At 63.0% G+C, this 24,173-nt stretch carries 28 protein-coding genes; 11 read left to right on the plus strand and 17 right to left on the minus strand.

Annotated features, from left to right (window positions below):
* Window positions 1-253: 253 nt before the first annotated feature.
* Entirely contained in the window at window positions 254-448 is a 195-nt protein-coding gene (locus CK224_RS23135; protein WP_066992956.1) for a DUF3606 domain-containing protein, read from the plus strand.
* Window positions 449-637: 189 nt separating this feature from the next.
* A complete protein-coding gene (locus CK224_RS23145; RefSeq protein WP_066992962.1) occupies window positions 638-895 on the plus strand; it encodes a helix-turn-helix domain-containing protein in 258 nt (85 codons plus the stop codon).
* A 247-nt stretch (window positions 896-1,142) separates the two neighbouring features.
* Here CK224_RS23145 and CK224_RS23150 read toward each other — a convergent pair whose 3' ends face one another.
* The gene (locus CK224_RS23150) at window positions 1,143-1,361 is read right to left on the minus strand and encodes a hypothetical protein (protein WP_095824617.1); all 219 of its coding nucleotides are present in this window, start codon (window positions 1,359-1,361) and stop codon (window positions 1,143-1,145) included.
* Window positions 1,362-1,600: 239 nt separating this feature from the next.
* Here CK224_RS23150 and ligD point away from each other — a divergent pair, with 239 nt between their 5' ends.
* Window positions 1,601-3,370, plus strand: a complete 1,770-nt coding sequence (gene ligD, locus CK224_RS23155) for a DNA ligase D (protein WP_095783353.1) — start codon at window positions 1,601-1,603, stop codon at window positions 3,368-3,370.
* 289 nt (window positions 3,371-3,659) lie between these two features.
* On the opposite strand, the gene CK224_RS32385 is transcribed toward ligD, so the two are convergent.
* Window positions 3,660-3,782, minus strand: coding sequence for a hypothetical protein (locus CK224_RS32385; RefSeq protein WP_259979811.1), 123 nt, complete (start codon window positions 3,780-3,782; stop codon window positions 3,660-3,662).
* Between the two features lie 44 nt (window positions 3,783-3,826).
* The gene (locus tag CK224_RS23160) at window positions 3,827-4,015 is read right to left on the minus strand and encodes a DUF3606 domain-containing protein (protein ID WP_095778947.1); all 189 of its coding nucleotides are present in this window, start codon (window positions 4,013-4,015) and stop codon (window positions 3,827-3,829) included.
* A gap of 212 nt (window positions 4,016-4,227) precedes the next feature.
* Here CK224_RS23160 and CK224_RS23165 point away from each other — a divergent pair, with 212 nt between their 5' ends.
* A complete protein-coding gene (locus tag CK224_RS23165; protein WP_066992977.1) occupies window positions 4,228-4,737 on the plus strand; it encodes a DUF892 family protein in 510 nt (169 codons plus the stop codon).
* A gap of 50 nt (window positions 4,738-4,787) precedes the next feature.
* Here the strand turns inward: CK224_RS23165 and CK224_RS23170 are convergent, their stop codons facing one another.
* From CK224_RS23170 to CK224_RS23185, 4 genes are all read right to left on the minus strand, one after another.
* A complete protein-coding gene (locus CK224_RS23170) occupies window positions 4,788-5,075 on the minus strand; it encodes a DUF982 domain-containing protein (protein ID WP_095778945.1) in 288 nt (95 codons plus the stop codon).
* Between the two features lie 21 nt (window positions 5,076-5,096).
* On the minus strand, window positions 5,097-5,396 hold the full coding sequence (locus CK224_RS23175; protein ID WP_095778944.1) for a DUF982 domain-containing protein: 300 nt from the start codon (window positions 5,394-5,396) through the stop codon (window positions 5,097-5,099).
* 342 nt (window positions 5,397-5,738) lie between these two features.
* Window positions 5,739-6,044 carry a hypothetical protein gene (locus tag CK224_RS23180; RefSeq protein ID WP_066992982.1) on the minus strand — a complete coding sequence of 102 codons (306 nt, stop codon included), beginning with the start codon at window positions 6,042-6,044 and terminating at the stop codon, window positions 5,739-5,741.
* Between the two features lie 363 nt (window positions 6,045-6,407).
* Window positions 6,408-6,638, minus strand: coding sequence for a hypothetical protein (locus tag CK224_RS23185; RefSeq protein ID WP_066992985.1), 231 nt, complete (start codon window positions 6,636-6,638; stop codon window positions 6,408-6,410).
* 325 nt (window positions 6,639-6,963) lie between these two features.
* Between CK224_RS23185 and CK224_RS23190 the strand changes: the two genes are divergently transcribed.
* Complete coding sequence (locus CK224_RS23190; protein ID WP_141245853.1) at window positions 6,964-7,296, plus strand: hypothetical protein; 333 nt, start codon at window positions 6,964-6,966, stop codon at window positions 7,294-7,296.
* 54 nt (window positions 7,297-7,350) lie between these two features.
* On the opposite strand, the gene CK224_RS23195 is transcribed toward CK224_RS23190, so the two are convergent.
* Both CK224_RS23195 and CK224_RS23200 read right to left on the minus strand, forming a co-directional pair.
* Complete coding sequence (locus CK224_RS23195) at window positions 7,351-7,536, minus strand: hypothetical protein (RefSeq protein ID WP_066992988.1); 186 nt, start codon at window positions 7,534-7,536, stop codon at window positions 7,351-7,353.
* A 268-nt stretch (window positions 7,537-7,804) separates the two neighbouring features.
* Entirely contained in the window at window positions 7,805-9,340 is a 1,536-nt protein-coding gene (locus CK224_RS23200; RefSeq protein ID WP_095783354.1) for an FAD-dependent oxidoreductase, read from the minus strand.
* A 403-nt stretch (window positions 9,341-9,743) separates the two neighbouring features.
* Here CK224_RS23200 and CK224_RS23205 point away from each other — a divergent pair, with 403 nt between their 5' ends.
* Window positions 9,744-11,693 carry a GGDEF domain-containing phosphodiesterase gene (locus CK224_RS23205; protein WP_245426137.1) on the plus strand — a complete coding sequence of 650 codons (1,950 nt, stop codon included), beginning with the start codon at window positions 9,744-9,746 and terminating at the stop codon, window positions 11,691-11,693.
* 72 nt (window positions 11,694-11,765) lie between these two features.
* Here CK224_RS23205 and CK224_RS23210 read toward each other — a convergent pair whose 3' ends face one another.
* The 4 genes from CK224_RS23210 to CK224_RS23225 all read right to left on the minus strand — a co-directional run bounded on the left by CK224_RS23210 (window position 11,766) and on the right by CK224_RS23225 (window position 15,705).
* Complete coding sequence (locus CK224_RS23210; protein ID WP_095783356.1) at window positions 11,766-12,581, minus strand: oxidoreductase; 816 nt, start codon at window positions 12,579-12,581, stop codon at window positions 11,766-11,768.
* Between the two features lie 78 nt (window positions 12,582-12,659).
* Complete coding sequence (fabF, locus tag CK224_RS23215; protein ID WP_095783357.1) at window positions 12,660-13,934, minus strand: beta-ketoacyl-ACP synthase II; 1,275 nt, start codon at window positions 13,932-13,934, stop codon at window positions 12,660-12,662.
* A 39-nt stretch (window positions 13,935-13,973) separates the two neighbouring features.
* Window positions 13,974-14,540 (minus strand): TetR/AcrR family transcriptional regulator, encoded by a 567-nt coding sequence (locus tag CK224_RS23220; protein ID WP_095778938.1) that lies wholly within the window; start codon window positions 14,538-14,540, stop codon window positions 13,974-13,976.
* 433 nt (window positions 14,541-14,973) lie between these two features.
* Window positions 14,974-15,705 carry a GntR family transcriptional regulator gene (locus CK224_RS23225; RefSeq protein WP_095783467.1) on the minus strand — a complete coding sequence of 244 codons (732 nt, stop codon included), beginning with the start codon at window positions 15,703-15,705 and terminating at the stop codon, window positions 14,974-14,976.
* 186 nt (window positions 15,706-15,891) lie between these two features.
* On the opposite strand from CK224_RS23225, the gene CK224_RS23230 reads away from it, so the two are divergent.
* Both CK224_RS23230 and CK224_RS23235 read left to right on the plus strand, forming a co-directional pair.
* Window positions 15,892-16,905 (plus strand): SIS domain-containing protein, encoded by a 1,014-nt coding sequence (locus CK224_RS23230; protein WP_095783358.1) that lies wholly within the window; start codon window positions 15,892-15,894, stop codon window positions 16,903-16,905.
* 32 nt (window positions 16,906-16,937) lie between these two features.
* Window positions 16,938-17,753, plus strand: coding sequence for a PfkB family carbohydrate kinase (locus tag CK224_RS23235; RefSeq protein WP_095783359.1), 816 nt, complete (start codon window positions 16,938-16,940; stop codon window positions 17,751-17,753).
* 3 nt (window positions 17,754-17,756) lie between these two features.
* Here the strand turns inward: CK224_RS23235 and CK224_RS23240 are convergent, their stop codons facing one another.
* The 4 genes from CK224_RS23240 to CK224_RS23255 form a co-directional block, all read right to left on the minus strand.
* A complete protein-coding gene (locus CK224_RS23240; protein WP_066993007.1) occupies window positions 17,757-18,728 on the minus strand; it encodes an amino acid ABC transporter permease in 972 nt (323 codons plus the stop codon).
* An 18-nt stretch (window positions 18,729-18,746) separates the two neighbouring features.
* Entirely contained in the window at window positions 18,747-20,027 is a 1,281-nt protein-coding gene (locus tag CK224_RS23245; protein ID WP_095778987.1) for an FAD-binding oxidoreductase, read from the minus strand.
* Window positions 20,028-20,076: 49 nt separating this feature from the next.
* Window positions 20,077-20,904: a transporter substrate-binding domain-containing protein gene (locus CK224_RS23250; RefSeq protein WP_245418747.1), complete on the minus strand. Its 828-nt coding sequence runs from the start codon at window positions 20,902-20,904 to the stop codon at window positions 20,077-20,079.
* A gap of 147 nt (window positions 20,905-21,051) precedes the next feature.
* Complete coding sequence (locus tag CK224_RS23255) at window positions 21,052-21,945, minus strand: LysR family transcriptional regulator (protein WP_095778934.1); 894 nt, start codon at window positions 21,943-21,945, stop codon at window positions 21,052-21,054.
* A 147-nt stretch (window positions 21,946-22,092) separates the two neighbouring features.
* On the opposite strand from CK224_RS23255, the gene CK224_RS23260 reads away from it, so the two are divergent.
* From CK224_RS23260 to CK224_RS23270, 3 genes are read left to right on the plus strand one after another with little or no spacing between them, the layout of a single operon-like run.
* Window positions 22,093-23,283, plus strand: coding sequence for an MFS transporter (locus tag CK224_RS23260; RefSeq protein WP_095778933.1), 1,191 nt, complete (start codon window positions 22,093-22,095; stop codon window positions 23,281-23,283).
* The gene (locus CK224_RS23265; protein ID WP_095783360.1) at window positions 23,280-23,750 is read left to right on the plus strand and encodes a cyclophilin-like fold protein; all 471 of its coding nucleotides are present in this window, start codon (window positions 23,280-23,282) and stop codon (window positions 23,748-23,750) included. The genes CK224_RS23260 and CK224_RS23265 overlap by 4 nt, the downstream gene beginning before the upstream one ends.
* 19 nt (window positions 23,751-23,769) lie before the next feature.
* Entirely contained in the window at window positions 23,770-24,165 is a 396-nt protein-coding gene (locus CK224_RS23270) for a cupin domain-containing protein (RefSeq protein ID WP_095783361.1), read from the plus strand.
* Window positions 24,166-24,173: the final 8 nt, after the last annotated feature.

The raw sequence follows: 24,173 nt of genomic DNA on the forward strand, positions 1-24,173 counted from the left end.
TTCCCAAGAGCGAAAAATGCTGGCATGATCATATAAGGGCCTATGCATTTTCTGATTCGATGGGCCCTTGCCTGGTGACCGGCGGCTCCCCAACGCCCCCCGCCCATGCCGCCGGTTACTTTCATTTGAGGCCTCAGTCCCAGGCAATGCCGTGGCCGACCCGATTCCGGCAAAACGCTAGCGCTTCACGCACATATTAGCGGTTTGGAACATTCCTGCCTTCCCGGTGTTCGTTTTGCCAGGAGGAGCAACCATGGCAGACGTCAAAACGAAGCGCGATTTCCGGGACCGCGACCGTGTGTCGGCGGACGACGATTATGAGGTTCGCTACTTTGCCAAGCAGCATCGCATCACGCCTGAACAGGTTCGGGAGCTGATCAGCGAGCACGGCAACGACCGTAAGATTTTGCAACGTGAGGCAAGAAAGCTGGGTGACAAAGCTTTCTGATTTGGGACCGCCGATCTTTGCCCGGTTGCGGGTCAGAGCAGCCGCCAACGAAGAGGACCAGTTCCGGATATGTCCCGCCTGTGGGCAGGCAGTGGACTGGGGCGACCTCCGGCAGGTGATCTGGCATGAGCAGCCGGGACACACGAAGCTGGAAATTGACAGCTGAAAAGCCCTAGGGGAGACCCCTTGATGGATTTGACGCCAGAGGAGTCGCGAGCCGCACGAGAACTCCTGCATTGGTCGCAGGTGCGCCTCGGCGCCAAGGCCAGCCTAGGCGAAGGGACCATTCGCGACTTCGAGAACGGGATCAGAATTCTGCGGGTCGAGAAACGAACCCGCATCCGTCGCGCTTTTGAGGCGGCGGGCGTCGTGTTCACGGCGAAGGGGCCCTCGCTTTCGGGCCTCAGGCCCGAAATGAATGGCTATCGCCATAAACAGCGCCGCTAAGCTAGTCCCGCTGCCGAGCGCTGCTGGCAGCGAGCTAACTGTCCACGCAAACCGGAGGTCGCGTCCTCCGTGAGGCCTGTGAGCACTCGTGGACGTTTGCTGGAGAGCTTCGACTTCAAGCTGGTTCAACCTCGACCAGGCAAATGAACGACGCCTATGGCTGACTTATTTGTAGGGCAGGACCGCGGCCGCGCGTTGCCGCGTTCCCGAAGGGGAAGTCAGAGATTCCTCGATCTTCGAGGCGGCATCAACTTTCCGGAAACCCGTATCGCAGCTTTTGGCCGGTGCCCGGCTGCTTGACAGCGTCAAGTCCCAGTCGGGTGTGTTCGTGCTTGGCAAAAGCTTTCGCGTCCGCTTCGGAACCGAAACCCTTGATGGTGACAACGCCATCCTCGATAACGCGCACGTAATACCTGTCTTCCAGCGTGTCGATCTCGACCGAATCCATTACGATTGACTTGTTCATTGACGGCCCACCTGAAGAAGATCCACCCCGCAGCCAAACGTCGCCGGCTAAGGATTGTTCCGCACTCAACTAATAAAACATCTACTCAGATAATCGGAGCACTCTGCGGGTCGGAGGGCAACGCGTTGCCTTTGCGAGGCCACGCTTGGCCAAGTCGGACAAACATACGATTTTACTAAAATGGAAGGAACTGATGGGACTGCTCCGGCTTGAGTCGCGGTTCCTGGAGTCGCGCGTGCATGACCAGCGGCAAAGACCGGCTTTCCTTCATCGAGTTCCAATCGCCCACCTTGGTCGAGAAAGCTCCCGAAGGCGGCGAATGGCTGCACGAGATCAAGTACGACGGTTACCGAACCCAGCTCATCGTGGAAGGCGGAACAGCGCGAGCCTTCACGCGCCGCGGCTATGACTGGTCGCATCGCTACAGGAGGATTGTCCAGGCGGCGGCAGGCTTGCCGGTGAAATCTGCGATCATCGATGGCGAGGCTGTCGTGATCGGCGACACCGGCCTGCCTGACTACCAGGCGCTGGAGCGCGAGTTGGGCAACCCAAACTCTCCGAGATTGATCTTCTATGCCTTCGACCTGCTGCACCTTGACGGCCGCGATCTGCGACAGCAGCCGCTGGTCGAACGCAAGGCAGCGCTCGAAACGCTGCTGAAGCACAGCGCGCCGACGCTGACCTATGCCGAGCATCTGGAGGTGAGCGGCAGGGAGATGTTCGATCATGCCTGCCGGATGGGCCTGGAGGGGATCGTGTCGAAGCGCGCGGACGCGCCCTACCGTTCCGGCGTGCAGACGAGCTGGGTCAAGGTCAAATGCATCAAGAGCGACACCTTTCCGATCGTCGCGTTCGTCGAGAAGCTTGGCGCTGAGCCGCGCCGGATCGCATCGCTCTACATCGGCAGGCGCGAGGGCGATCGGCTGCTTTATGCAGGCAAGGCTCAGAGCGGTTATACGCTTGAAGTGGCGCGACGCGTTCGCGAACGGCTCGATCCGCTGATCATCGGCAGATCGCCTTTGTCGGAGCCCATTGTGAAGCCAAAGGCGACCTGGGTGAGACCCGAAGTCCTGGCCGAGGTGCAGTTCAGCGGCGTTACCGATCGCGGGATTTTGCGCGAGGCCGTGTTCAAGGGGCTCCGCGAGGACCTGGTGGCGGTCCCGCCAAAGCCGCCGGCGGCGTCGAAACGAAGAGCGGACCGAGATCACGGCGTGCCGCGTGAGAATATCTTGCAGCTGCTGCCCGATGCGGTCTCGCCTTCCAAGGATCAACTCGTTCGCTATTGGAGTCTGGTCGCCGATCAGGCGCTGGTGCACCTCGGCCGTCGCCCACTGAAGCTCGTCCGTCATGCCTTCGGGGCAACTTTCTACCACAAGGGGACGCTGCCCGAGATCCCGGCAGCGGTGCACCAGCTGCGCGTCGAGAAGCGAGAAGGTGGGGAGGGCACTCGGGTCTGGGTCGACGACCTCGACGGCTTGCTCGGGCTGGTCGAAATGGATGCGGTCGAGCTCCACCCGTGGAATGCCACGGTGGATGACATAGAGCATGCCGACCGGATCGTGCTGGATCTCGACCCTGGTGAGGGCGTGGAATGGGCGCAAGTGACTGAGACCGCGCTGGCGCTGCGCGACATCATGGCAGCGTCAGGTCTGGAAAGCTGGCCGAAGGTCACGGGCGGCAAGGGCATTCACTTGTTGGCGCCGCTGGCGGCGAAAATGACCCACGACCGAGCGCGGCAGCTCGCCAGGTCGATTGCCCAGGTCCTCGCCGACGCAGAACCCGACCGCTACTTGCTGTCGGCCGCGCCGGCGGCCCGCAAGGGCCGCATCTTTATCGACTATCTTCGCAACGGGCGATGCAACACGGCCGCCGGCGCTTTTTCGCCGCGGGCCCGCCCTGGCTTCCCCATCGCGCATCCCGTTACTTGGGTGCAGGTAGAGCGGCGTATCCGGCCGGATGCGTTTACCATGGACCATCCGTTCAGGGCGGCTCAGCGAAATGCGGCGTAGCGGGCGAGGCCCGTGAAGATCATCCCGAATCTGCGTTCTTAGTCATAGGCGATTGAATTTTCGGGCGGAACCAGTTTCCAAGAACGCAAATTGCTGGCATGATCATATAAGGGCCTATGCATATTTTGATTCGATGGCCCCTGTTCCTGGTAACCGACGGCTCCCCATCGCCCCCCGCCCATGCCGTCGGTTGCCTCATTTCGAAATCTCAAATTAAGGACGCAGCCCTGACCGGTCGAGCAGGGCTGTGGTACGCCGCAAGGTCTTTGGCCTTGTGGGCCGACGGCAATCACGAGCCGAACCAAAATAGCGCCAGAAGAGCCACAAAGATTGCGGCCGCGGCGACGGTGCCCCACATGAAGACCCTGCTGGTGCCACGCTGCTCCTCCTCGCGGGATAGGTTGTTAGCCATGTCAAGTCTCCTTCGCAGTATCTCCGCACAAGTGTGAACGCCCGTCAGCGGCTCGCCACCGCCCTTGCTTCGCGCTCCAGCGTCGCACGATCGTTTCCGTGCTTTTTGATGAGGTCGCGAGCCTCGGGGATTGTCAGCTGGAATTTCCTCGCGAAGTGGGCGACCTCATATTCCTCATCGCCTGACACGCGGCCGCGGTCGCGGAAATCGCGCTTGGTCGTGTCGTCTGCCATCGTTGTTCCTCCTGGATAGGAACAAAACCGCCTCCCTTTGGGAATGTTCCAGCCTCTGGGAGGTTGGTATGCGGACGCGGCTTCCGTCCTGTCAGCGACGCTTTTCGAGGAGCCGCGGGCCTGCTGCTCGTCATGCCCACTCCCGTCACTCTCGCCACGGAACAATCCGCAGTCCTTGTGGTTCGGGCGCACCCAACCAGGAGGAACAAACTATGTCTGAATCCCGCGAATGGCTGATCCAGTGGCTGAGGGATGCTCACGCAATGGAAGAGCAAGCCGAGACGATGCTGTCCGGCCAGCTGGGTCGGCTCGAGAGCTATCCGGACCTCAGCGAACGCATCCGCGCTCACCTCGCCGAGACCAAGGAGCAGGCGAGACGATTGAAGTCTTGCCTGGATGGCCTGGAAGAAGGTTCGTCAACACTGAAGGACGCAGGCGGAAAACTGACCGCAATGGCGCAGTCGATCAGCGGCGTGTTCGCCGGCGACGAGGTGATGAAAGGCTCTCTGGCCAGCTACACCTTCGAGCATATGGAGATCGCTTCCTATACGATCCTCATGGCTGCCGCTGAAGCCGTGGGTGAAGCCGAGATTGCTCGGGTCTGTGAGCAGAACCTGCGCGAAGAAGAAGCGATGGCCGAGTGGCTGAAGGACAATCTTCCGCAGGTCACCGAGACATTCCTCGCCCGGGCCGATGCCGACAGCGACAGCGCCAAGCGCTAGTTCGCGCCCTACAGGTGAACCGAGGCGGCGTGGCCGCCGCCTCGGTCACATCAAGCATGCTTCGGCTGGGCTGCCTTTCCAGTTGGGAGCGGAACTGCTCCATCCTCGATGAGGATGTCCTTCCGGCGGGCAAAGGCAACGAAGACGCCTCTCGCCGTTTCTGCGTCGATTTCGCCGGCCAAGGCGGCCTTGCAGGCACGCACCGCCGCCTTCTGCTCAGGGCTGTTGCCACACCAGTCGACGACGAACTGATAGGCATCTACGACAGTGTTCAGCTGACGCGGAAATCCCAGTCCGACCCAGACGCGGATCGGCTTTTCGAACGGTTTTGCAAGCATCGCGACTGCCTCCTTTTGCGGCTACGCAGCCACGCCGCTGCCTGGGCCCTTGCCGGTCATCCAAGGCAAAGTGACAGTCACGTCCTCGTGGATCTTGACCGACTTTGCGAAGCCGCAGAACGCGTCTCTGGCGGCCGTTAGCGGATAGTCGCTGTCGAATGCTCGCTGACAGGCACGCAGGGCGGTCTCGTAGATGGTGCCGCGTTTGTTCTTGGGCCATTCGTAGAGAAATTCCAGGGCGTCATCGAGGCAGGCGATTTCCTGGATGAGGCTGTTCCCGTTCTTCACGAAAACGGGGCTGTCAAACATCCGATCGTTCATAAGATCCTCCAAGTCGAACGAACAATTTGAGTTCTGAGACAGGCCGGAACCGGCAGCGATCCTGGCCTGGCTGCGATATGGGTTTGCGGTTTTTGGCCGTCAAGATGAGGGCGCGTGCGGGAGCGTTCGGCTCGGTGGGAACCTTCCGCGGGTCTTGCTGTTCGGTACGCAGCGGCGGGGCGAACCTTTGCTCCGAAATGAGGGCCGCCATCCGTGAGCGGGTCATGTGGCCGCTCTTGCGAAAACCCGCCCGCGCTCCTCCCCGGGCGGGTTTTTGCCGGAGCAATTCTAGAAAGCGTGACTCGGGTTTCCGTCCGGAACTGCCGGCAGGCACAGTCTTCCTTACGCCGGCCGCTGAACCACCGGTGGCTTTCGCGCGGGAGGCTTGCTGGTCGTCACCAGCCTGACCTTGTCGATGTCCACTGTAACCGGTACGCCGAGCTTCACGGTCACCCGGTCCCCATTGACGCGCGTTACATCTCCGACGAGCTCGATCGGCTGGCCTCTCTTCACAGTCGACGTGCGGTCGATGATCGAATGCGGCTGCTCATAGGAGGGAATCGACACGCTGACGCGGTCCTCCGTCACCCGCCGGCGAACCGTTGCGGTGATGGCGACCTCGTCTCCGACCTTGATGCCTCTTGCCATAGACGCAAGACTGGTGCGGTCGGCGGATTCGTCAAGCGATCGCTAATGTGATCTTTGGGCACTTTCCAGCGCGTGCCTTGGCACACGTGCAAGAAAACCGGATCTGGCTCGTCAACAGGCTACTTCCTACGCGACAGTGCCTTCGCCTCGCGAACGAGCGAACCCCAATTCAAGCCTAGGAAAGAAACAAGTTCCAAAGCCTGCGCTTCGGTAATGCCGATCTCCCGGACAAGCCGTTGAACAACAGATTCCTGTGACTGACTGTCAGATGTGAGCGCCATGGGGAGTCCCCTATGGCGGCGCAACGTTCAAGTCAGAAATTAGTTCCCGCCAATTCCGGGCTTGGCTGCCACCGGCGGTCCGTCATTGGCTGGAAGCGAGCTTCTGGATACGCCCTTTGTCCAGACGGAACACCCCCTCGGTGCCGCCCTGGCGCTCAAAGTCGGTCTGGAGTTCGTCCCACGTACCCAGATATTTGCCGCATTCGGCACAATGGATTTGGGTAGTGGGTTGAGCATCGATGGGGATCTGCAACCGGATCACACCGCAATACGGGCATTCCAATTTGTGATCCAGATACCTACCGGCGATCATCGCCCACCATCTCGCAATCGGCAGGTCTGCGCAAGCCGCCGATTCTTGTGCATGCCGCCAGGAGGCACAGCGATTCTGGGGCAGCGAGACGCAGCAACCAACGACTAAAAGCGCTTCGCCACGCCCTCCGACATCGCGCGCCCGCCCGTCTGTATCTTATGCAGAACGCGTTCATGACCGGCGAGACCATCCACAACGATGGCTGGTGTGAGCGGGCGAGGCAGAGGGCTGCCGTGCCGTGCCTTCGCGATGCAATGGCATTTTCGGCGCAACGCTAATATACATGACGCCCGAATGAGCAGCGCCTCCGCACACGAGGAATGCCATGCGAAGGGTCATCTTTACAGCCATGTGCATTGCCGCCGCAACAGGCGCCAATGCGCATGATTGGTACGAAGACAAGATTGACCCGGTAACGAAATTCAAGTGCTGCGGCAGTCAAGATTGCCGCGCCATCCCTCAGTCTTCGGTGCGGTCCAGAGCCGACGGCGGCTATACCTATTTGCCCGACGGATTCAACATCCCGCGAGATCGGGTTCAGGAATCGCCGGACGGCCAATATCATATCTGCGAAAACAACTACGTGATAACCAATCAGCCCTATTTGCGCTGCTTCTTCGCGCCGCGGTTCAAGGTTTCTCGGCTGGTCGCACGCTGAGGGGATGGCCGTTTTTCGGAAAGGTCCATCGACCGGCTCAAGCGGCGGCGTGAACTAGACGCCCGAGTGCCTCGCCCTGATGATTCTGGCTTCCCGCAACAGCGCAGGACGATCGCGTCCAACCGCTTTTATCAGCCTCCTGGCTTGCGCGTCCGAAATGCCTGTTTTCTGTTTCAGCAAAATGACGAGCTGCTTGTCGTCGATCCGGTTATGGGAACTGCTTTCGCCGGGTTCGGTCATTGTTGGATCCTCCTCCGACCGAACGGAAAGAAGCCCTGAAAGGTTTCATCGCGTTGTTGCTTTTCGTAGGCGATTGGTACCGCCGATCGCATGGCGGCAAATCAGCCTTCGCCAGGCCGTCTGAAACGGCAAAACGGCCTTTGGTCTTCAACTGCATCACATTTGCAGCGGTCGGCCGTTCCGGTCGGATGTCGGATTTGAGCGCATTGCAGACCGACGCCGGCCGCCTCCGTGCGTGCGCTGCTCTAAGCGGCCTCTGCATGCTTCATCAGGTAGCGCTCTGGCGTTCCATCTCCAATTCGGCCTTCAGGCTTTCGATGTCGCGAAAAATCGAGGCGACCGCCAGTGTGCGTCCCTTGCGCTTGAAACGCAGGAGGCAATCTTTGGCGGCGATGTCGCCTTCCACCGCGATCTCGTCCCATCGCTCCGCATGTCCAACGTAGTTGATCGGGACGTCATAATGCTGGCTCCAGAAGAACGGCACGGCAGTGTATTTCTCGCGCTGTCCGAGCATGTTCAGAGCAGCAGTCTGCCCCTGCCTTTCTGCGACCACCCAGTGCTCGACCCTGATGTTTTCGCCGGAGTGGGGATCGGGCCATCGCGCAATGTCGCCTGCCGCGAAAACGCCCGGCGCGCTCGTCTCCAGAAAGGCATCCACCATGATGCCGCGGTCGAGCCTGAGCCCAGCCTTTTCGGCAAGCCCGAGCCGCGGCCGCACGCCGATGCCAGCGACGATGAGATCCGCGGTCAGCGTAAGGCCGCTGCTCAGTTGCACGTTCGTGCCGTCGATGGCGGTCGCGGTGTCCTTGAGATGAAAGACGACGCCATTTTGCTCGTGGAGGCTGCGGATGAAGTCGCCCATCTGCGGCCCGAGGACCCGCCCCATCGGCCGTTCGTCGGGCGCGACGACATGAACTTCGATGTTCCGCGCACGCAGGGACGCGGCAACCTCGAGGCCGATGAAACTGGCGCCCAGCACGATGGCGCTGCGGGCCGTCTCGGCTTCCTCGATAATCGTGCTGCAGTCGGAGAGCGAGCGCAGCGTATGGACCTGTGGCTGATCGGCGCCCGGGATCGTGAGGCGGACCGGTTCGGCTCCCGTAGCAAGCAGCAAACGGTCGTAGGCGGTTCGGTTCCCGTCTGCGTGCACGACCTCGCCGGACCCGACATCGATGTCGGCGACGCTGGTCTTGAGGCGCAGATCAATGCCGTTCTTGGCATAGAAGCTTTCCCCGCGCAGCGGAACCCAATCCGACGGCGCCTTGCCGGCGAGGTAATCCTTGGAAAGGTTGGGGCGATCGACGGGCGGCGCCTCGTCGTCGCTGAGCATGACGATGCTGCCCTGATGGCCTTCACGACGCAGTCTTTCGGCGGCCGCGAAACCAGCCGCGCCGCCTCCGACGATCACGATTCTTCCGGCAAACTGGCCAGCTCCTCCGCTGCCGGGCTTTTGAGCCACTCGCTTGCGCTTCTCGCCCACGAATATGCGATCGCCGCGCTGTTCCACCGACCAGCAGGCGAGTGGACTGAACGCAGGCGCACGCACGGCTTCGCCGGTGCGCAAATCGAAGCAGGCGTGGTGCCACGGACATCGAACGGTATCCTCCACGACAAGACCGTCGACCAGCGGCCCGCCATAATGCGTGCACGCCGCCCCGATTGCGAAGACCTCTGTCCCGCGGCGCACCAACAGCACCTGTTCACCGCCATAGTGACCGACCAGCTTTGCGCCATCGGCAAGGTCGGATAGCGCGATGCCTTGGGCCAGATCCGGTCCGCTCGATTTAGAGTGGTCTTGAGCCATCTTCTTTCTCCCTGCGCTATTCGATTGGAGTCCGACCGAGCCAGACTGACTCCCGACGCTGGTTTGGGCAAATCAATGATCGCCTGGCTTGCTTTGCGCCAGTCGATCAGCAAAGTTCGAGGCCTGTCGCGACATCGACGCCCATCCTTTGGTGACCGTAGCGACCGAAGAATGATTTGATGGAGTTTCGTCAGATCGGTTCCCAACGGACCGACAGATTTTCGCAAGCTCCGGCCACACCGGGGGAGGCGGGCCGGACCGTCGCGCTCGCCTATCGATGACTGATGCGCCGTAAGTCGCTGAAATCCTTAACGCGATTTTCATTCCGCTCGTTTAGCCACTAGGCATGAGAGATTCCGACCAGCCTGGCCCAGATTCAGCCCTTCAGGGGCAAAGCGAAGCCGTGGAAGCGGGAATTCTGCGGGATCAGTTCGCTGACCTGAAGAAGGGCCTTTTCATCTCGATGCCCATCGGCACCGTTCTCTCGGCCCTGATCCTGGCCGTGCAGATGCTCTCGGGCGGTGGCCCGGCGGCGGTTCTGTGGTTTGCGGCGGTCACGATCATCAACGGCGCCCGCATAGGACTGGCGCTCGCCCAGCCGGAAATTGCCTTTAATGGGCCCGATGGCCGGTCGACGCGGGTCGATGCGCGGCTTTCCGTTTACGGGCTGTTGGCGCTGGCATCGGGCATCGCCTGGTCTTTTCTGGCGGTGCTGTCGGATGGATACACCACTCCCCAGGCGCCGCTCTATCTGGTCGTCCTCGCCGGCCTGTCGGCCGGTTCGGTCACCTATGGTGCGTCATACGCGCCGGCTTCGATCAACTTCTTGACATTGCCGCTTCTGATCGCCGCAGGATGCGTGTTGGCGAAAGGCAATATCGAGAACTACGTCCTCGGCTTCACGGTCCTGCTTTTTCTTGGAGGCATGATCAGAAGCTCGCTGCTCGGGCAGGCTCGCTTCAAGGAGACGAGCCGCCTCAAATACGAAGCGCGGGCGTTCGCGGCCCGGATGGAACGAAACTCCAGGTGCGATCCGCTGACGAACTTGCTCAACAGGCACGGGCTCGAGCACGCAATCGGCGAGATGGGTTTTTCCGACGGTCCGTTCGTGACCATGCTGATCGATCTCGACGGCTTCAAATCCGTCAATGACACCTATGGTCACAATATCGGCGACGACCTGCTGGTCCGGGTCGCGCGCAGGATAGAGAACCACGCGCCGCCGGGGGCAACGATCGCGCGCATCGGCGGCGACGAGTTCGTGCTGCTCTTTTCCGCCGCAAGCTCGCAGCACTCGATAGACGAGCTTGCGACCTTGATCATCGCGGCCATCGCCAATCCGGATCCGGCATTGAAATCGGTGCGTGTCGGCGCCTCGATCGGTATCTACGTATCGGAGACACCGCGACTGACGGAGATGCTGCTGCGCGCCGACTTCGCGCTTTACGCGGCCAAGCGCAGCGGCAGGAACGAATACTGCCTCTTCGATGCCGAGCTCGATCAAGGGCTCGAACGCAAGCACTGCATCGAGCGCGACCTGCGCGCAGCCATCGAGAGAGGCACGCTTTGCTCCTGGTTCCAGCCCATCGTTCGGCTGGACACGCAAGCGGTCGCCGGCTTCGAAGCGCTGCTGCGGTGGCAGCACCCGGTTCACGGCGCCATTCCCCCGCCGGAGATCGTGACAGCGGCACGCGAAACCGGTCTGCTTTCCTTGCTGACGGAGAAGGTCTTTCTCAATTGCTGCTCCATGATCGAGGAACTGGCGAGGAAAGGGCGCCAGGATGTGCGCGTTGCGATGAATCTGTCGCCGCGTGAACTCGAGGCAGGCAATGTCGACGATATGATGCTGGACATCCTGAAGACGAGGAATGTCCCCGCGGCCATGCTCGAGATAGAGATCACCGAAGAGGCGCCCGTGGATCGCGCCCGGGTCGACGAAAAGCTGGAACGCCTGGCGGACGCGGGCATATCGATCGTGCTGGACGATTTCGGCACCGGCTTTTCGACCCTGGTTTCGCTGAAGGACAGTCGGATCCGCAAGATCAAGATCGACAAGGACTTCGTTCGCGATCTGGCCAAGTCCGTGGAAGATCAGGCGCTGGTCAAGGCGGTCATTGATCTCGGACGAACGCTTGGCATAGAGGTCATGGCGGAGGGGGTCGAAACGGACGCCGATCGGCTTATCCTGCGCTCGCTCGATTGCATGATCGCGCAGGGCTTCCTCTTTTCGGCGGCGCTTCCCATGCACGATGCGCTGGCCTTCGAGCCGAGGCATTTCGACACCTCTGCCCCCGCAAGGGCCGCCTGTGATCCCGGGCAACTCCCGTCGCGCCGAACCGGCAGCGCCGCCTAAGGGGGTGGGCGGCTATGGCTGCCCAACTCCTGTGTCAGAGAGCCTCGAAAGACCCTGTCGGCGACTTGGATATCAGGCCGGCAGGCCGTTTTGCTTTCGCAGGCTCTTGTCGAAGGCGGATTCGGGAACGAAACGGCGCAGCAAGCTGATCTGGCGAGCCATTTTTCCGGCAGCATAGCGCCTCCGTGGAACGCAGGCGGTCGCCGCTTGCAAGACCGTCTTGGCCACGATCTCGGGCGCATCGCCTGTCTCGATGGCTTTCCGCAGAACCACATCCATGCCGGCGCGCGCGGTGCCATAGATGTCCAGCAACTGATCGGGCCTTGCGAGATTTTCTTCAAACGACGTGCGGGTGTAGGCGGGCTCGACCAGCACCACGCGAATTCCGAACGAGCGCAGTTCATGGTCCAGCGATTCTGAATAGCCTTCGATCGCATGCTTGGTCGACGCATAGAGAGCGGAATAGGGAGCCGGAATCAGGCCCAGCACGGAACTCAAATTCACGATTCTGCCGCTCCGTTGGCGTCGCATTGTCGGCAGCACCGCGTTGGTCATCCGGATGACACCAAAGACATTGACATCAAACAGCGCCTGAGCCTGCGCAGTCGAGGATTCCTCCGCGCCGCCGAGCAGGCCGATGCCGGCATTGTTGACGAGCAGGTCTATGCGTCCGGTTTCGGCCAGCACCTCTTCGACCAGCTTCGATACGGACGCGTCGTCGGTCACGTCGCCGGTCAGCATGGTAACGCCGTCGGACTGTTCGGAGATCGCGCGACGGCTGGTTCCGAACACGCGAAAGCCCGCGTTCCGGAGGGCTGCGGCTGTTGCGCGCCCGATGCCCGAGGATGCCCCTGTGACGAGGGCGACGCCAGGATTGGTCTTTTCCATGAGATCACTTTCTTGCGGCTGGAGTGGGGAAATCGGAAGGCCGAAACAAAAGCCTCAGCCAGGGAGCGGCTCGACCGTTCATGCCTGTCCGTCCCAGCGCCGGAACAGCGCGCTGGCGTTCACACCTCCGAAGCCAAAACCATTGGAGATCGCGTAGTCCATTTCCATTGGCCGGGCTTGGTTCGCGACGAAGTCTATCCCCTCGCCGGCCGGATCGGGCGCGCCCAGATTGAGGGTTGGCGGCGCCACCTGGTCCCTGAGCGCCAATATCGTGAAGATCGCGCCGAGCCCGCCGGCAGCGCCGAGCAGGTGTCCGGTCGCCGACTTGGTCCCGCTGACGGCGATCGAGAAATCCGCGCCGAAGACCCTTTTGATCGCTTCGATTTCTCCCAGGTCGCCCACCGGCGTGGAGGTCGCATGCGCATTGAGGTGGCGGATGTCGCGTGGCGAGATGCCGGCCTGGGCAATCGCGATCTCCATGGCACGTCGCGCGCCATCGCCGTCCTCGGGGCCGGAAGTGACATGATAGGCATCCGCCGTGGTGCCGTAGCCGACGACCTCGGCGAGCGGTTTCGCGCCGCGAGCCAGCGCATGGCTCAATTCCTCGATGACCAGGATGCCGGCGCCTTCGCCCATGACGAACCCGTCCCGCGACATGTCGAACGGACGAGAAGCCTGATCGGGGCGGTGATTGAAGGAGGTCGAAAGCGAGCGTGCCGCTGCGAAGCCGCCCAAGCTGACGGTGTTCATGCATGCCTCGGTGCCGCCGCACAAAGCGATATCGGCCTCATTGGCGCGGATGATGCGAGCCGCATCGCCGATCGCCTGGATGCCGGCGGCGCATGCGGTTACCGGCGCGCCGATGTGGCCTTTGAAGCCGTAGCGGATCGAGACGTGGCCAGCCGCGAGGTTCACCAGGAAAGACGGCACCGTAAACGGTGAAAGGCGCCGAACGCCGCGCCGGTCGACGGTCCGGACCGCCTCGGTGATGGCGGGAAAACCTCCGACACCAGAAGCGATGATCGTCGCCGTGCGAACCCGATCCTTTTCCGAGGCCGGTTTCCATCTCGCCTGGGCAAGCGCCTCTTCCGCAGCGGCCAGCGCGAACAGGATGAAGCGGTCGACCTTGCGCTGATCCTTCGGCGCCAGGAAAGCGTTCGGATCGAGGCCGCCTTGGGGATCTTCCTCCAGGGAAGGGACCACGCCGCCGATCTTCGCCGGCAAATCTTCCACCACCTCGTCCGCGAGCCTGCGGATACCAGAGCGGCCGGCCAGGAGACGCGACCAGGACGTCTCGACATCCGCCGCAAGCGGCGTGACCGCGCCCATGCCCGTTACAACAATCCGTCGCATCTATTCTCCTATCAATCCCAGTCGTCAGTCCCGCGCGGTTCAAGCCGTGACTGCGTCGCGAACCTGTTCGGCCGCCGCATCCAGAAAGGCCTGAGCGAGGTCGGGATCGTTGACGACGCGCGACAATGTCAGCGCGCCGACCATCGTCGAAAGAATGGCCATGGCCTTGCTGTTGGGCTCTTCGCCAATCAATCGGCCGATGATTTCGAGATACTGTTTGATGCCGGCTTCGAACGACCCTTTCACCTCGGCCCCCTGTCTCGCGGCATCCGAGCAGAGCGCCGCGACCGGGCAGCCGTCCATCCTTTGCTCGCGATGGCCCATGCTGAGGTAAAATGCCATCACCGCCCCAAGCGGATCGCGGGGATTGGCTGCGGTCGCCGTCGCCCATCGGGCAGCCGTACTCTCCACCGCCCGTCTGGAAGCCTGTGCGACCAAGTCCTCCTTCGACGCGAACTGCTTGTAGAAGGCGCCTTGGGTCAGCCCGGCACCCTTCATCAGATCCTTGAGGCCGATGCCGTCGAACCCATGTTCCCGAAAAAGGCGGCTGGCCACGTCGATCACGGTCTGCCGGTTCTTCTCAGCCTGAATGCGGCTCACGCGCATGATCGGCCTCCACATTTAGATTGCGTACGAAATCTATATGCCATTTAGAGACTGAGCGCAATCTAAATAAGGATCCGGGATAGGCGGCTCGTCGGGGCGTAGGTTTGCGGCAGGCCAGATGCGCCCGCCGACCGGGATTCCGTGAGCCGGGCTACCCGGAACAGCTCTACGCGCTCTCGAGATCCGGCGGGGAGGTGACGGTCTCGACCGTGGGCGACATGCAGATGAGCGCAACGCTGCCGGACTACCCCGCCACGGATCGCGGCCTGGCAAGCTGCCGGACAAGAGTCTCAGAGCGTTCGTTGGCCAGGGCCTAAGAAAAGACGCGTGAACCAGAGGACCTGTTCGAAGGCTTCTTCTCGAACTCAATTCCCAAGCGGCAGCGTCCCGGTGAACACCGCCGTCGCCGGGCCCGAATCGCCGGCGTTGGGCGTCACCGCCGTGCGAAGCTGAAGGCGAAATGACTGCCGCGATGATAGACGGCGGCATAGACGACCGGTGTCCCGGTCGCATCGAAACAGGTTTCCGTAATGAGCAGCGCCGGCCCGAAATCGCGCAGGTCGTTGCGCTGCACGATTTCGTCCGGCAGCGTCACGGCTGAAACCGAGGCGGCCGACATACGCGGCTGGTGGCGGTGTTTTTCCAACAGCGCGAGCAGCGAACCACTCCATTCAATGTCGAAAAGGCGGCCGGGCAAAAGGCTGCGCGGCACGTAATCCAGCGAGTAGATGAGGGGCACGTCGTTGTGCAGCCGCAGCCGTTCCAGCCTTATGACGCGCTCTCCGTCGGCCAGCCGCAATTGCTGCCGGATCACCGGATCGGGCGTTTCCTCGGCGATAGACAGAACCTTGTTGATGGTGTCGTAGCCATAATGGCGTGACATGTCGGTCACGCTTTCGAACATCGTGATCGGCCGGTCGACCTGCACGGCAGAGTTCGCCGTGACAAAGCGGCCGAGGCCGTGGGTGACGGAAATGGCGCCGTCCTGTTCGAGAAGTTTCAGCGCTTCGCGCAGGGCAGGGCGCGAGATGCGGAAGCGCTGCGTCAGTTGCGACTCGGTCGGCAGCCGGTCGCCGGGCTTGAGCCCCTCGCTTCTGATCAGGTCGGCAAGGCGGTCTCGGAGCTGGACCGCCAGTGTGCGCGCATCCCGAAGCGGCTCGTCCAAGTCCCTGATCCCCATTGTGCCAACTCTCCTTTTGTTGTCGGACAATCGCGGCTAGGTCAAGCGGGGCATGTCGTGGCGCTTCACATGCTGCACACCCAAATGGACCGGAGCCGGTCCGCAAGATTTCTCTTGAAATGCCCTCATGAAGATGTCAGTTGTCTTACAACAGAAGCGATCGAGGGAACGATGCTCAATTTCGACGAAGCCCGGTTTGTACGCATTCAATCGGGGGCGGTGGCTTTGCGGGAGCGCATCGAAACCGCCGTTGCGCGATGTCTCGCCGGCGGGGCACAAAACATCTTCTTCCTTGGCACCGGCGGCGCGGCGATTCTGATGCATCCGGCCGCGCATTTGCTGCAGCGCCGGTCCGGCTTTCCCGCCTTCGTCGATATCACTGCCGAGCTGCAGCTTGCCCAATCCGTGCACCTGACCGAGAAATCGATTGTCGTGCTGCCTTCGCTCTCGGGCACCACCAAGGAAAGCGTGGCGCTGCTGGCCAGGATCAGGGAGATCGGAGCGACGGTAATCACGCTGGTCGGGCATGAGGAGACGCCGCTCGGCAGGGGCGGGGACCACGTCTTCGTCAACTTCGCTGAGGACGACACCTCCTGCGAGTCCTTCTACCTCCAGTCGCTGTTCATCGCGCTTTCGGTGCTGAAGCATCGCGGCGAGATGGCCGAATCCGAACGAATTTTCGCCGAGCTGGCGCAGTTGCCGCGATTGCTGCTGGAGGTGAAGCGGAGCTATGAAAAGCAAGCCGCCGACTTCGCCCAAAAACTGGCCGCCTCCGACTATCACATCATAACCGGCGCCGGGAACGTCTGGCCGCAGGCTTGGTATTACGGCATGTGCATCCTCGAAGAGATGCAATGGATCCGGACCCGTCCGGTGCATGCCTCCGATTTTTTCCACGGCACGCTGGAGCTGGTGGAAAAAGACGTGAGCGTTGTTCTCTTCAAGGGCGAGGACAGCGCCCGGCCGCTGGCCGAGCGGGTCGAGAATTTCGCCGCTAACTACACGGACAAGACGACGGTGCTCGACACCGCCGCCTTCGAACTGCCCGGCATTTCTGCGGACGTGCGCGCGCTGGTTTCGCCGGTCGTGCTGGCCACCGCCCTCGAACGCGTCAGTGCTCATCTCGAGGTGATCCGCAACCACCCGCTGACGACGCGCCGCTACTATAAACGCGTAGCCTATTGAGCGCGTGCCTTTAGCGGCGTAGCAGAGGGGATATGACGGCTCAATTTCGATTTGCCGCCGTCGGCGACAATTGCACTGACCGCCTCGGCTTGCCGATCGGGCGCTCGCTGGTCGGCGGCAACGCGCTCAACGTCGCCGTCCAGCTCGCCCGGCTTGGCGATAGGAGCTTCTATTTCGGTGCCGTCGGCCGCGACGCCGAAGGCGAGCGCACCCGCGCCGAGCTCGAAGCCAATCGGGTCGTGGTCGACCACCTGCGCGTCGGCGACCGCAACACCGCCTGGACCGACATCAAAGTGTTGCCGTCAGGTGAGCGGCTGATTGCTGCCGAGGATTTCGGCGCCTGCGCCGGATACGCGCCGCACGAGGCCGAACTTGCGATCCTGGAGGCGATGGATCACGTCCATATCGGCTGGCTGGATGACGGCGGCGCCTTGCGCAGGCGCCTGTCGCGGGCAGGCGTCAGCGTCTCGCAGGACATTTCGGTCAACGCCGATCCGGCCAATCTCGGCGTCGAGGGCCTGAGCATAGCCTTCTGCTCGACCGGCGAACCCTATGGTGCCGCGGCGGCGATGGCGGCGGATCTTCTGTCGCGCGGCGCAGGCTGCGCCGTCGTCATGCGCGGTGCCGAGGGATCGATGGCGGTGACGACCCGCGAGCGCGCCGAGACCGGCATCCGTCCGGTCGAGGTCGTCGACACGACCGGCGCCGGCGACAGTTTCATTGCCGGCTTTCTCCACGCCTGGCTGGCCAAAAAGCCGCTGTTGCAATGTCTCGAAAGCGGCCGCGACCGCGCCGCGCTGACCTGCTGCCATCTCGGCGGCTTCCCCCAGGAGGGAATGCCGCACTGAAGTTCAGCGCTTCAGCGAGCGCCCGAAGCGTTCCTCGATGCGGGACTGCAGGAATTCGAGCCCGATCGACAGCAGCCAGTAGATCATCGAGGCGGTGATCAGCATCTCGATGTGCCGGAACTCGGTCTGGCCCTGCGTGCGCGCCAGATACATGATCTCCCATACGCCGACCACCGAAATCAGCGAGGAATCCTTCAGCATCGCGATGAACTGGTTGCCGGTCGGGGGAACGATGACGCGCATCGCTTGCGGCAGGATCACCAGGAACATCGTCTGGTTGGGGCTGAGGCCAAGCGCGGTGGCGCCCTCGGTCTGGCCGCGCGGAATGCTTTCGATGCCGGCGCGGAAAATTTCGGTCATGTAGGCGCCGTAGCAAAGCGACAGCGCCATGATGCCGGCGGGCACGGCCCCGATCACGTAGCCGACCTGCGGCAGGCCGAGATAGATGATGTAGATCTGCATCAGCAACGGCAGCCCGCGGAACAGCGAGGTGTAGAACGTTGCCAGGCCATAGACGACGCCGTTCTTGGAGAGCTTGGCTATGGCGCCGATGAAGGCGATGACCGTGGCGATGGCGATCGAAATGGCGGAGATGTAGAGCGTCGTCACCACGCCCTGCGAGACGAGGAAGCCGATCTTCCTGGCAATGAAAGAGAACGACAGGTCGAAGGAATAGAAGAACAGCATCAGCAGCACGAACAGCTCGATCCACACCGCCACGATCTGCTGTTTGCGCCCGAGTTGCTGCAGGGCTTTCCAGTTGGCCGCCGCGATCAGCGCGATCAGCACCGCCGAAACGCCCCGCGCTGCCGCGGGATTGGCGGCAAGCCATTCGAGGGAGCTCGGAACCAGCTTGCCGATCCAGTCGGCTTTGATGCCAAGCCCGTAGAGGCCTGCAGCGAACGCGGCGAGCGCCAGGCACATGCCGATGCGACGCGCGGCGTCCGGATAATTGAGCAGCAGTCTGCCGATCACCTGTCGATCTCCCTGTGGTCAGCGGGGGCGTTCGCGCCACCAATCCTGCGCCTGTAGCTTCCAATAGGTGAGTTGCGCCGCGGCAAGCCCGACCGGCCCGCCCGCCCAGGTCAGTCCGAACCGTTCGAACAGCCGGTAACGGTCCGACTGGCCGAGTATCGCCTCGGCCACCACCTTGCCGGCCATGGCGGTGGTGTTGATGCCATGGCCGCCAAACGCCGTGAGATACCAGACGCCTGGCTGCAGCTGTCCGATCTGGGGCATCAGGTGCCGGGCGTAGGCCATCAGCCCCGACCAGGCGAGTTCGGTCTTGAGCGCAGCGAGCTGAGGATAGGTTCCGACCATCTCCCGGCGCAATTCCCTGGCCAGCGCCGCCGGCGAAGCGGCCCGCGTGGTGATGCGCCCACCCCAGAGCAGCCGCCGCCCGTCTTCCACGGCGCGGTAGTAGTCGCCGGCGCGGCGGCTATCGCCTATGCCGTCGGTCGTCGCGATGGCGCTGGCGATGAGCTCCGGGGCCTCCTCGCTCAGCATCACATAGGTCGCAATCGGCAACATGGCCCGCCTCAACTGGCCGAGCAGCCGTCCTGTGTAGCCGCCGGTGGCGAACACCGCCTGCCGCGCGCGTACTTCGCCGTTTGCTGTGCGCATGGTCTTTTGCGGGCCGTCGAGTCTCGCCTCGACGGCGCTCGAAGCCTCGTGGATCCTGCCGCCCAGCCGCTCGATCTCCTCGGCGACGGAGCGCAGATAGTTGAGCGGATGAATGTGGAAGGCGTTGGCGTCGCGCAGGCCCTGATAGTAGCGCTCGGACTGCAGCACCGCGCGCACCTGGTCACGCTCGAGATATTCGAGCGGATAGTCGAAATCCCGCGCCAGCCGTTCGGCGTGGGCCTTCAGTTCGGCGCCGCCGTCATGGCGAAGCACGCCGATAATTCCGGGGCGAGGCTTTGCCGTCTTGATGTCGAGATCCTTGATCGTCTGGCGCACGAATTCGACCCCTTCGATCGACAATCGGTGCAGCTTCTGTGCCGCCGCGGTGCCGGCCATCGCGGCGATATTGTCGCTGCCGGTGGCGAAGCCGGGGCTGACGAAGCCGCCGTTGCGGCCCGAGGCGCCGAAGCCGACGCGCTCGGCTTCGAGCAGGACGACTTCGCGCCCGGCGCGGGCCAGCTGCAGCGCCGTCGTCAGACCGGCCAGTCCGCCGCCGACAATGACCGTGTCGCATTCGGCCAGACCGGCCAAAGGTGGTCTGACCTTCTCGTCGGCAAGCGTGCGGCGATAGTAAGTATCGGGATAGGTCATGATGAATCGCATGAGAGCGGGCGGCCTTGAAAGCCGCCCGCGAAGAACGTCAGTCGGCGCTGTAGTTCTTGCCGTACCATTTGGTGGTCAGCGTGGCGAGCGTGCCGTCCTTTTTCATCTCGTCGATGATGCCGCCGACCTTGGTGGTCCACTCGGCGTCACCCTTGTCCGCGATCACCACCAGCGGCTCGCGGAAGGCGTAGTCGCCCTCAAGGATGCGCAGCGGATACCCGTTCTTGATGGCGTTCTGGGCGGTCTGCTCGGGCGCGATGACTGCGTCGAGCCGCACGCCGTCCCCAAGTCTCAAATCGTCGAATGGCAGCATGGAATCGGCAAAGGTCCGTATCTCGCCCGGTTGCAGCTTGTATTCGACTGGCGGAAGGCCCGGAGCGTCGATCTCCAGCTGACGGCGGATGAAATCTTCCGAAGTCGTGGCGGTTTCGACACCGATCACCTTGCCGTTCAGGTCGTTCACGGACTTCGCCTTGCTGTCCTTGTGGACCACATAAACATAAGGGCTGTAATAATAGATGCCGGCGAAATCGATCACCTTGGCCCGGGCCTTGGTCGGCGTCACCGAGCCGACGCCGAGGTCGTAGCGGCCCTGCCAGTGGCCGCCGGTCATTGTGGCCCAGTCGGGCGTCTCGAAGCTGACCTCCACGCCCAGACGCTTGGCGATCTCTTTCGAGACGTCGATATCAAAACCCACCAACTGGTTGCTTTCGTCGAGAAAGCTCTGCGGCGGCCAGCCGCTGTTGGTCGCGACCACCATGGCCTTCTTGGATGTGACGCGATCCAGGGTTTCTCCCGCTCGCGCTGCCGACACGAATGCGAGCGCGCCGGCAGCCAGCGCGAAACAAGCGATCAATCTCCTCACGAAACCTCCCTCTCGTATGTAAGATGTCTGACAACGCAATTGTCCGGAAGGGGCAGGGCGAGTCAAGCATCTTTTGTCGGGCATTGCCGAGTTCAGCCTGCAATGAGCGTCCACTGCTCGGCGCTCGTGCCGCCCCCGGCCCCAGGCTCAACTCCGATGCCGAAGCGCCTCGACGACGACTGCCATCGCCGGAGAGAGCTGCCGCCGGCTCGGATAATAGAGGTGATAGCCCGGAAAGGGCAGGCTCCAATCATCGAGCACGAGCGTCAGCCGCCCGTCCGCGATGTGGCGGCTGACGAGGTTTTCCGGGACATAAGCGATGCCGTAGCCGCTTAGCGCCGCATCGATCATCGGCAGGGTCGAGTTGAAGGTCAGCTGGCCATCGACCCGGACCCGAAGCTCGCGGCCCTTCTTCTCGAACTCCCAGGCATAGAGCCCGCCAAACGTCGCCTGCCGCAGGCCGATGCAGTCATGCCCGACGAGATCCTGCGGTATCCTCGGGACTGGGCGGCGGGAGAAATACTCCGGCGAGGCGATGGCCACCAGCCGCCAGTCGGGGCCGATCCGCACCGCGATCATGTCCCTGTCGACGCTCTCGCCAAGCCGCACGCCGGCGTCGAAGCGCTCCTCCACGATGTTGCGCATGCCGTTGTCGCTGTAGAGCTCGACGCGCAAGTCGGGATAGTCGCAGAGCATCGGCTCGAGCTTCGGCCAGACCGTCGTCTGCAACGCATGGTCGGACAGCGTGATGCGTACCGTGCCAGCGGGCTTGTCTCGGAAGGCGACCAGACCCGCGAGATCGGCCTCGATCTCCTCGAAGCGTGGGGCGAGCGACTGGTAGAGCCGCTCGCCGGCTTCCGTCGGCGCCACGCTTCGCGTCGTGCGCGTAAGCAGGCGAACGCCGAGGCGGGCTTCCAACTGCTTGATGGTGTGGCTGAGCGTCGACTGTGACGTGCCGAGTTCCGCTGCTGCCCTGGTGAAGCTGCGCTCCCGGGCGACAGCCAGGAACCACAGCAAATCTTTCATGTCGCCGCGCTGCATGTTGAACCTCCTGGTCGATTTATATCACAGGTCGATAAGTCCATACGGATTATCGGCTCTAATCGAATTGGTTGCACTGCAATATCTTCCGGGCAGGTCGCGGCGGCCGTGGCGATTCCGGCGCCCCGCTTGCAAGGATGCCCACGAATGGAAACCACTTACGACACAAGGCTTGTCGAAGACCGCGCCATGCGGGGCGCGGTGCTCTCGATGGCGCTTTGCGTTTCGGTGCTCATCGCCTCGGAGTTCATGCCGGTCAGCCTGCTGTCGCCGATCGCGACCGATCTCGGTATCACCGAGGGTCGGGCGGGCCAGGCGATCTCGATTTCGGGCATTTTCGCTGTCGTGACCAGCCTGCTGGTCGCCGGTCTGACGCGCCGCATCGATCGCAGGCTGGTCGTCACCGGCTTCACCGTGCTTCTCATCGCGTCCGGGCTTGCCGTCACCTTCGCCCCGAACTACGCGTTCCTGATGGCCGGCCGCGCGCTGCTCGGCATGGCGATCGGCGGCTTCTGGTCGATGTCGACCGCGATCGTCATGCGCCTCGTCCCCGAGGAGCAGGTCCCAAAGGGCCTCGCCATGCTGAACGCCGGCAACGCCGTCGCGGCCACCATTGCCGCGCCGCTGGGCAGCCTGCTTGGGGCCTATGCCGGTTGGCGCGGCGCGTTCTTCCTGGTCGTGCCGCTCGGGTTCCTGGCGCTCGTCTGGCAGTGGCTCAGCCTGCCACCGCTCCCGCCGCGCCGGCGAAAGCGGCCGGGCAACAGCCTGGCTCTTCTCGGCCGTCCTCCGGTCGCCATCGGCATGGCATCGGTCATGATGCTGTTCATGGGCCAGTTCGCGCTCTTCACCTATCTGCGTCCCTTCCTCGAAAGGGTCACCCAGGTCGACGTCGCGACGCTTTCGGCGATCCTGCTGGTCATGGGGCTCGCGGGCGTCGGCGGCACCTGGTGCATCGGCCGGCTGCTGCGCGCGCGTCTGTTCAGCATCCTGATCGTCATTCCGCTGGTCATGGCCGTGCTTGCGCTCGCGCTCATCGCCCTCGGCGCAATACCCCTTCCCACGGCCCTGCTGCTTTTCGTCTGGGGTTTCTTCGGCACGGCCGCGCCCGTCGGCTGGGGCACCTGGCTCAGCCGCACGCTGCCTGAAGACGCGGAGGCCGGCGGCGGGTTGCAGGTGGCCGTCATCCAGCTTGCCATTACCGGCGGCGCCGCGATCGGCGGCACGCTTTTCGACACGGTCGGCTGGTGGGGAGCCTTTGCCTTCGGCGCGGCGCTGCTTTGCGGATCGGCGCTCGCCGCGTTCGCCGCATCGCGCATGGGCGGGAGGGCCGTGCCATGACGACCGACCGTCCCACGCTCAGCCGCCGCATTTTGCTCGGCGCCGCGCTCGCATCAACGCTCCTGCCGCGGCGCGCCCGCAGCCAGCAGGGCAGGGACCCGGCCAGCCAGGAACCCGCCGACATGAAGATCAGGATGACATTCAATGGCCGAACCATGACGGCCACGCTCTACGACAATCCTTCGGCACGCGATTTCTTTTCCATGCTGCCGCTCGATCTCACGATCGACGACTACGCGCATAACGAGAAGATCGCCTATCTGCCGCGCAAGCTGACCGAAGAGGGCAGCGGCCCGTTCGGCAACGAGCAGCCCTATGACCTCTGCTACTTCGTGCCCTGGGGCAATCTGGCGATGTTCTACGCCGACTACCGCCATCCCGGGCTGATCAGGCTCGGCCGCTTCGACGAGGGCGAAGAGGCCCTGCACATACGCGGCGAGTTCCCGCTGCGCATCGAACGCATGTGAGAACGCAAAGGAGATCACCATGGACATTCTTCGCGCTGGCACGAGGCCGTCCGGCAAGGGGCCTTCCGACTGGTTCACCGGCACGGTCCGGATCGATCCGCTCTTCAATCCCTTCGATGCCGCGCGGGTGCAGGGCGCGCAGGTCACCTTCGAGCCCGGCGCCCGCACCGCCTGGCATACGCATCCGCTGGGGCAGACGCTGATCGTCGTCTCCGGCCGTGGCCGCGTGCAGCGCGAGGGCGGGCCGCTCGAGGAGATCCGCCCCGGCGACGTCGTCTGGTTCGCGCCCGGCGAGAAGCATTGGCACGGCGCGTCGCCCGAGACGGCCATGACTCACATTGCCCTCCAGGAGGTCAAGGACGGCAAGGTCGTGGACTGGCTGGAACATGTCAGCGACGCCGACTACCGCGCCTGATCACCGAT

It is taken from the genome of Mesorhizobium sp. WSM3862, from assembly GCF_002294985.1.
In the GTDB taxonomy this organism is placed as follows: domain Bacteria; phylum Pseudomonadota; class Alphaproteobacteria; order Rhizobiales; family Rhizobiaceae; genus Mesorhizobium.

Excerpts from the sequence above, each read along its gene's own strand:
- CK224_RS23135 (WP_066992956.1), top strand. The coding sequence starts at position 254 with ATGGCAGACGTCAAAACGAAGCGCGATTTCCGGGACCGCGACCGTGTG.
- CK224_RS23145 (WP_066992962.1), top strand. The coding sequence starts at position 638 with ATGGATTTGACGCCAGAGGAGTCGCGAGCCGCACGAGAACTCCTGCAT.
- CK224_RS23150 (WP_095824617.1), bottom strand. The coding sequence starts at position 1,361 with ATGAACAAGTCAATCGTAATGGATTCGGTCGAGATCGACACGCTGGAA.
- ligD (WP_095783353.1), top strand. The coding sequence starts at position 1,601 with ATGACCAGCGGCAAAGACCGGCTTTCCTTCATCGAGTTCCAATCGCCC.
- CK224_RS32385 (WP_259979811.1), bottom strand. The coding sequence starts at position 3,782 with ATGGCTAACAACCTATCCCGCGAGGAGGAGCAGCGTGGCACCAGCAGG.
- CK224_RS23160 (WP_095778947.1), bottom strand. The coding sequence starts at position 4,015 with ATGGCAGACGACACGACCAAGCGCGATTTCCGCGACCGCGGCCGCGTG.
- CK224_RS23165 (WP_066992977.1), top strand. The coding sequence starts at position 4,228 with ATGTCTGAATCCCGCGAATGGCTGATCCAGTGGCTGAGGGATGCTCAC.
- CK224_RS23170 (WP_095778945.1), bottom strand. The coding sequence starts at position 5,075 with ATGCTTGCAAAACCGTTCGAAAAGCCGATCCGCGTCTGGGTCGGACTG.
- CK224_RS23175 (WP_095778944.1), bottom strand. The coding sequence starts at position 5,396 with ATGAACGATCGGATGTTTGACAGCCCCGTTTTCGTGAAGAACGGGAAC.
- CK224_RS23180 (WP_066992982.1), bottom strand. The coding sequence starts at position 6,044 with ATGGCAAGAGGCATCAAGGTCGGAGACGAGGTCGCCATCACCGCAACG.
- CK224_RS23185 (WP_066992985.1), bottom strand. The coding sequence starts at position 6,638 with ATGATCGCCGGTAGGTATCTGGATCACAAATTGGAATGCCCGTATTGC.
- CK224_RS23190 (WP_141245853.1), top strand. The coding sequence starts at position 6,964 with ATGCGAAGGGTCATCTTTACAGCCATGTGCATTGCCGCCGCAACAGGC.
- CK224_RS23195 (WP_066992988.1), bottom strand. The coding sequence starts at position 7,536 with ATGACCGAACCCGGCGAAAGCAGTTCCCATAACCGGATCGACGACAAG.
- CK224_RS23200 (WP_095783354.1), bottom strand. The coding sequence starts at position 9,340 with ATGGCTCAAGACCACTCTAAATCGAGCGGACCGGATCTGGCCCAAGGC.
- CK224_RS23210 (WP_095783356.1), bottom strand. The coding sequence starts at position 12,581 with ATGGAAAAGACCAATCCTGGCGTCGCCCTCGTCACAGGGGCATCCTCG.
- fabF (WP_095783357.1), bottom strand. The coding sequence starts at position 13,934 with ATGCGACGGATTGTTGTAACGGGCATGGGCGCGGTCACGCCGCTTGCG.
- CK224_RS23220 (WP_095778938.1), bottom strand. The coding sequence starts at position 14,540 with ATGCGCGTGAGCCGCATTCAGGCTGAGAAGAACCGGCAGACCGTGATC.
- CK224_RS23230 (WP_095783358.1), top strand. The coding sequence starts at position 15,892 with ATGCTCAATTTCGACGAAGCCCGGTTTGTACGCATTCAATCGGGGGCG.
- CK224_RS23235 (WP_095783359.1), top strand. The coding sequence starts at position 16,938 with ATGACGGCTCAATTTCGATTTGCCGCCGTCGGCGACAATTGCACTGAC.
- CK224_RS23245 (WP_095778987.1), bottom strand. The coding sequence starts at position 20,027 with ATGACCTATCCCGATACTTACTATCGCCGCACGCTTGCCGACGAGAAG.
- CK224_RS23255 (WP_095778934.1), bottom strand. The coding sequence starts at position 21,945 with ATGCAGCGCGGCGACATGAAAGATTTGCTGTGGTTCCTGGCTGTCGCC.
- CK224_RS23260 (WP_095778933.1), top strand. The coding sequence starts at position 22,093 with ATGGAAACCACTTACGACACAAGGCTTGTCGAAGACCGCGCCATGCGG.
- CK224_RS23265 (WP_095783360.1), top strand. The coding sequence starts at position 23,280 with ATGACGACCGACCGTCCCACGCTCAGCCGCCGCATTTTGCTCGGCGCC.
- CK224_RS23270 (WP_095783361.1), top strand. The coding sequence starts at position 23,770 with ATGGACATTCTTCGCGCTGGCACGAGGCCGTCCGGCAAGGGGCCTTCC.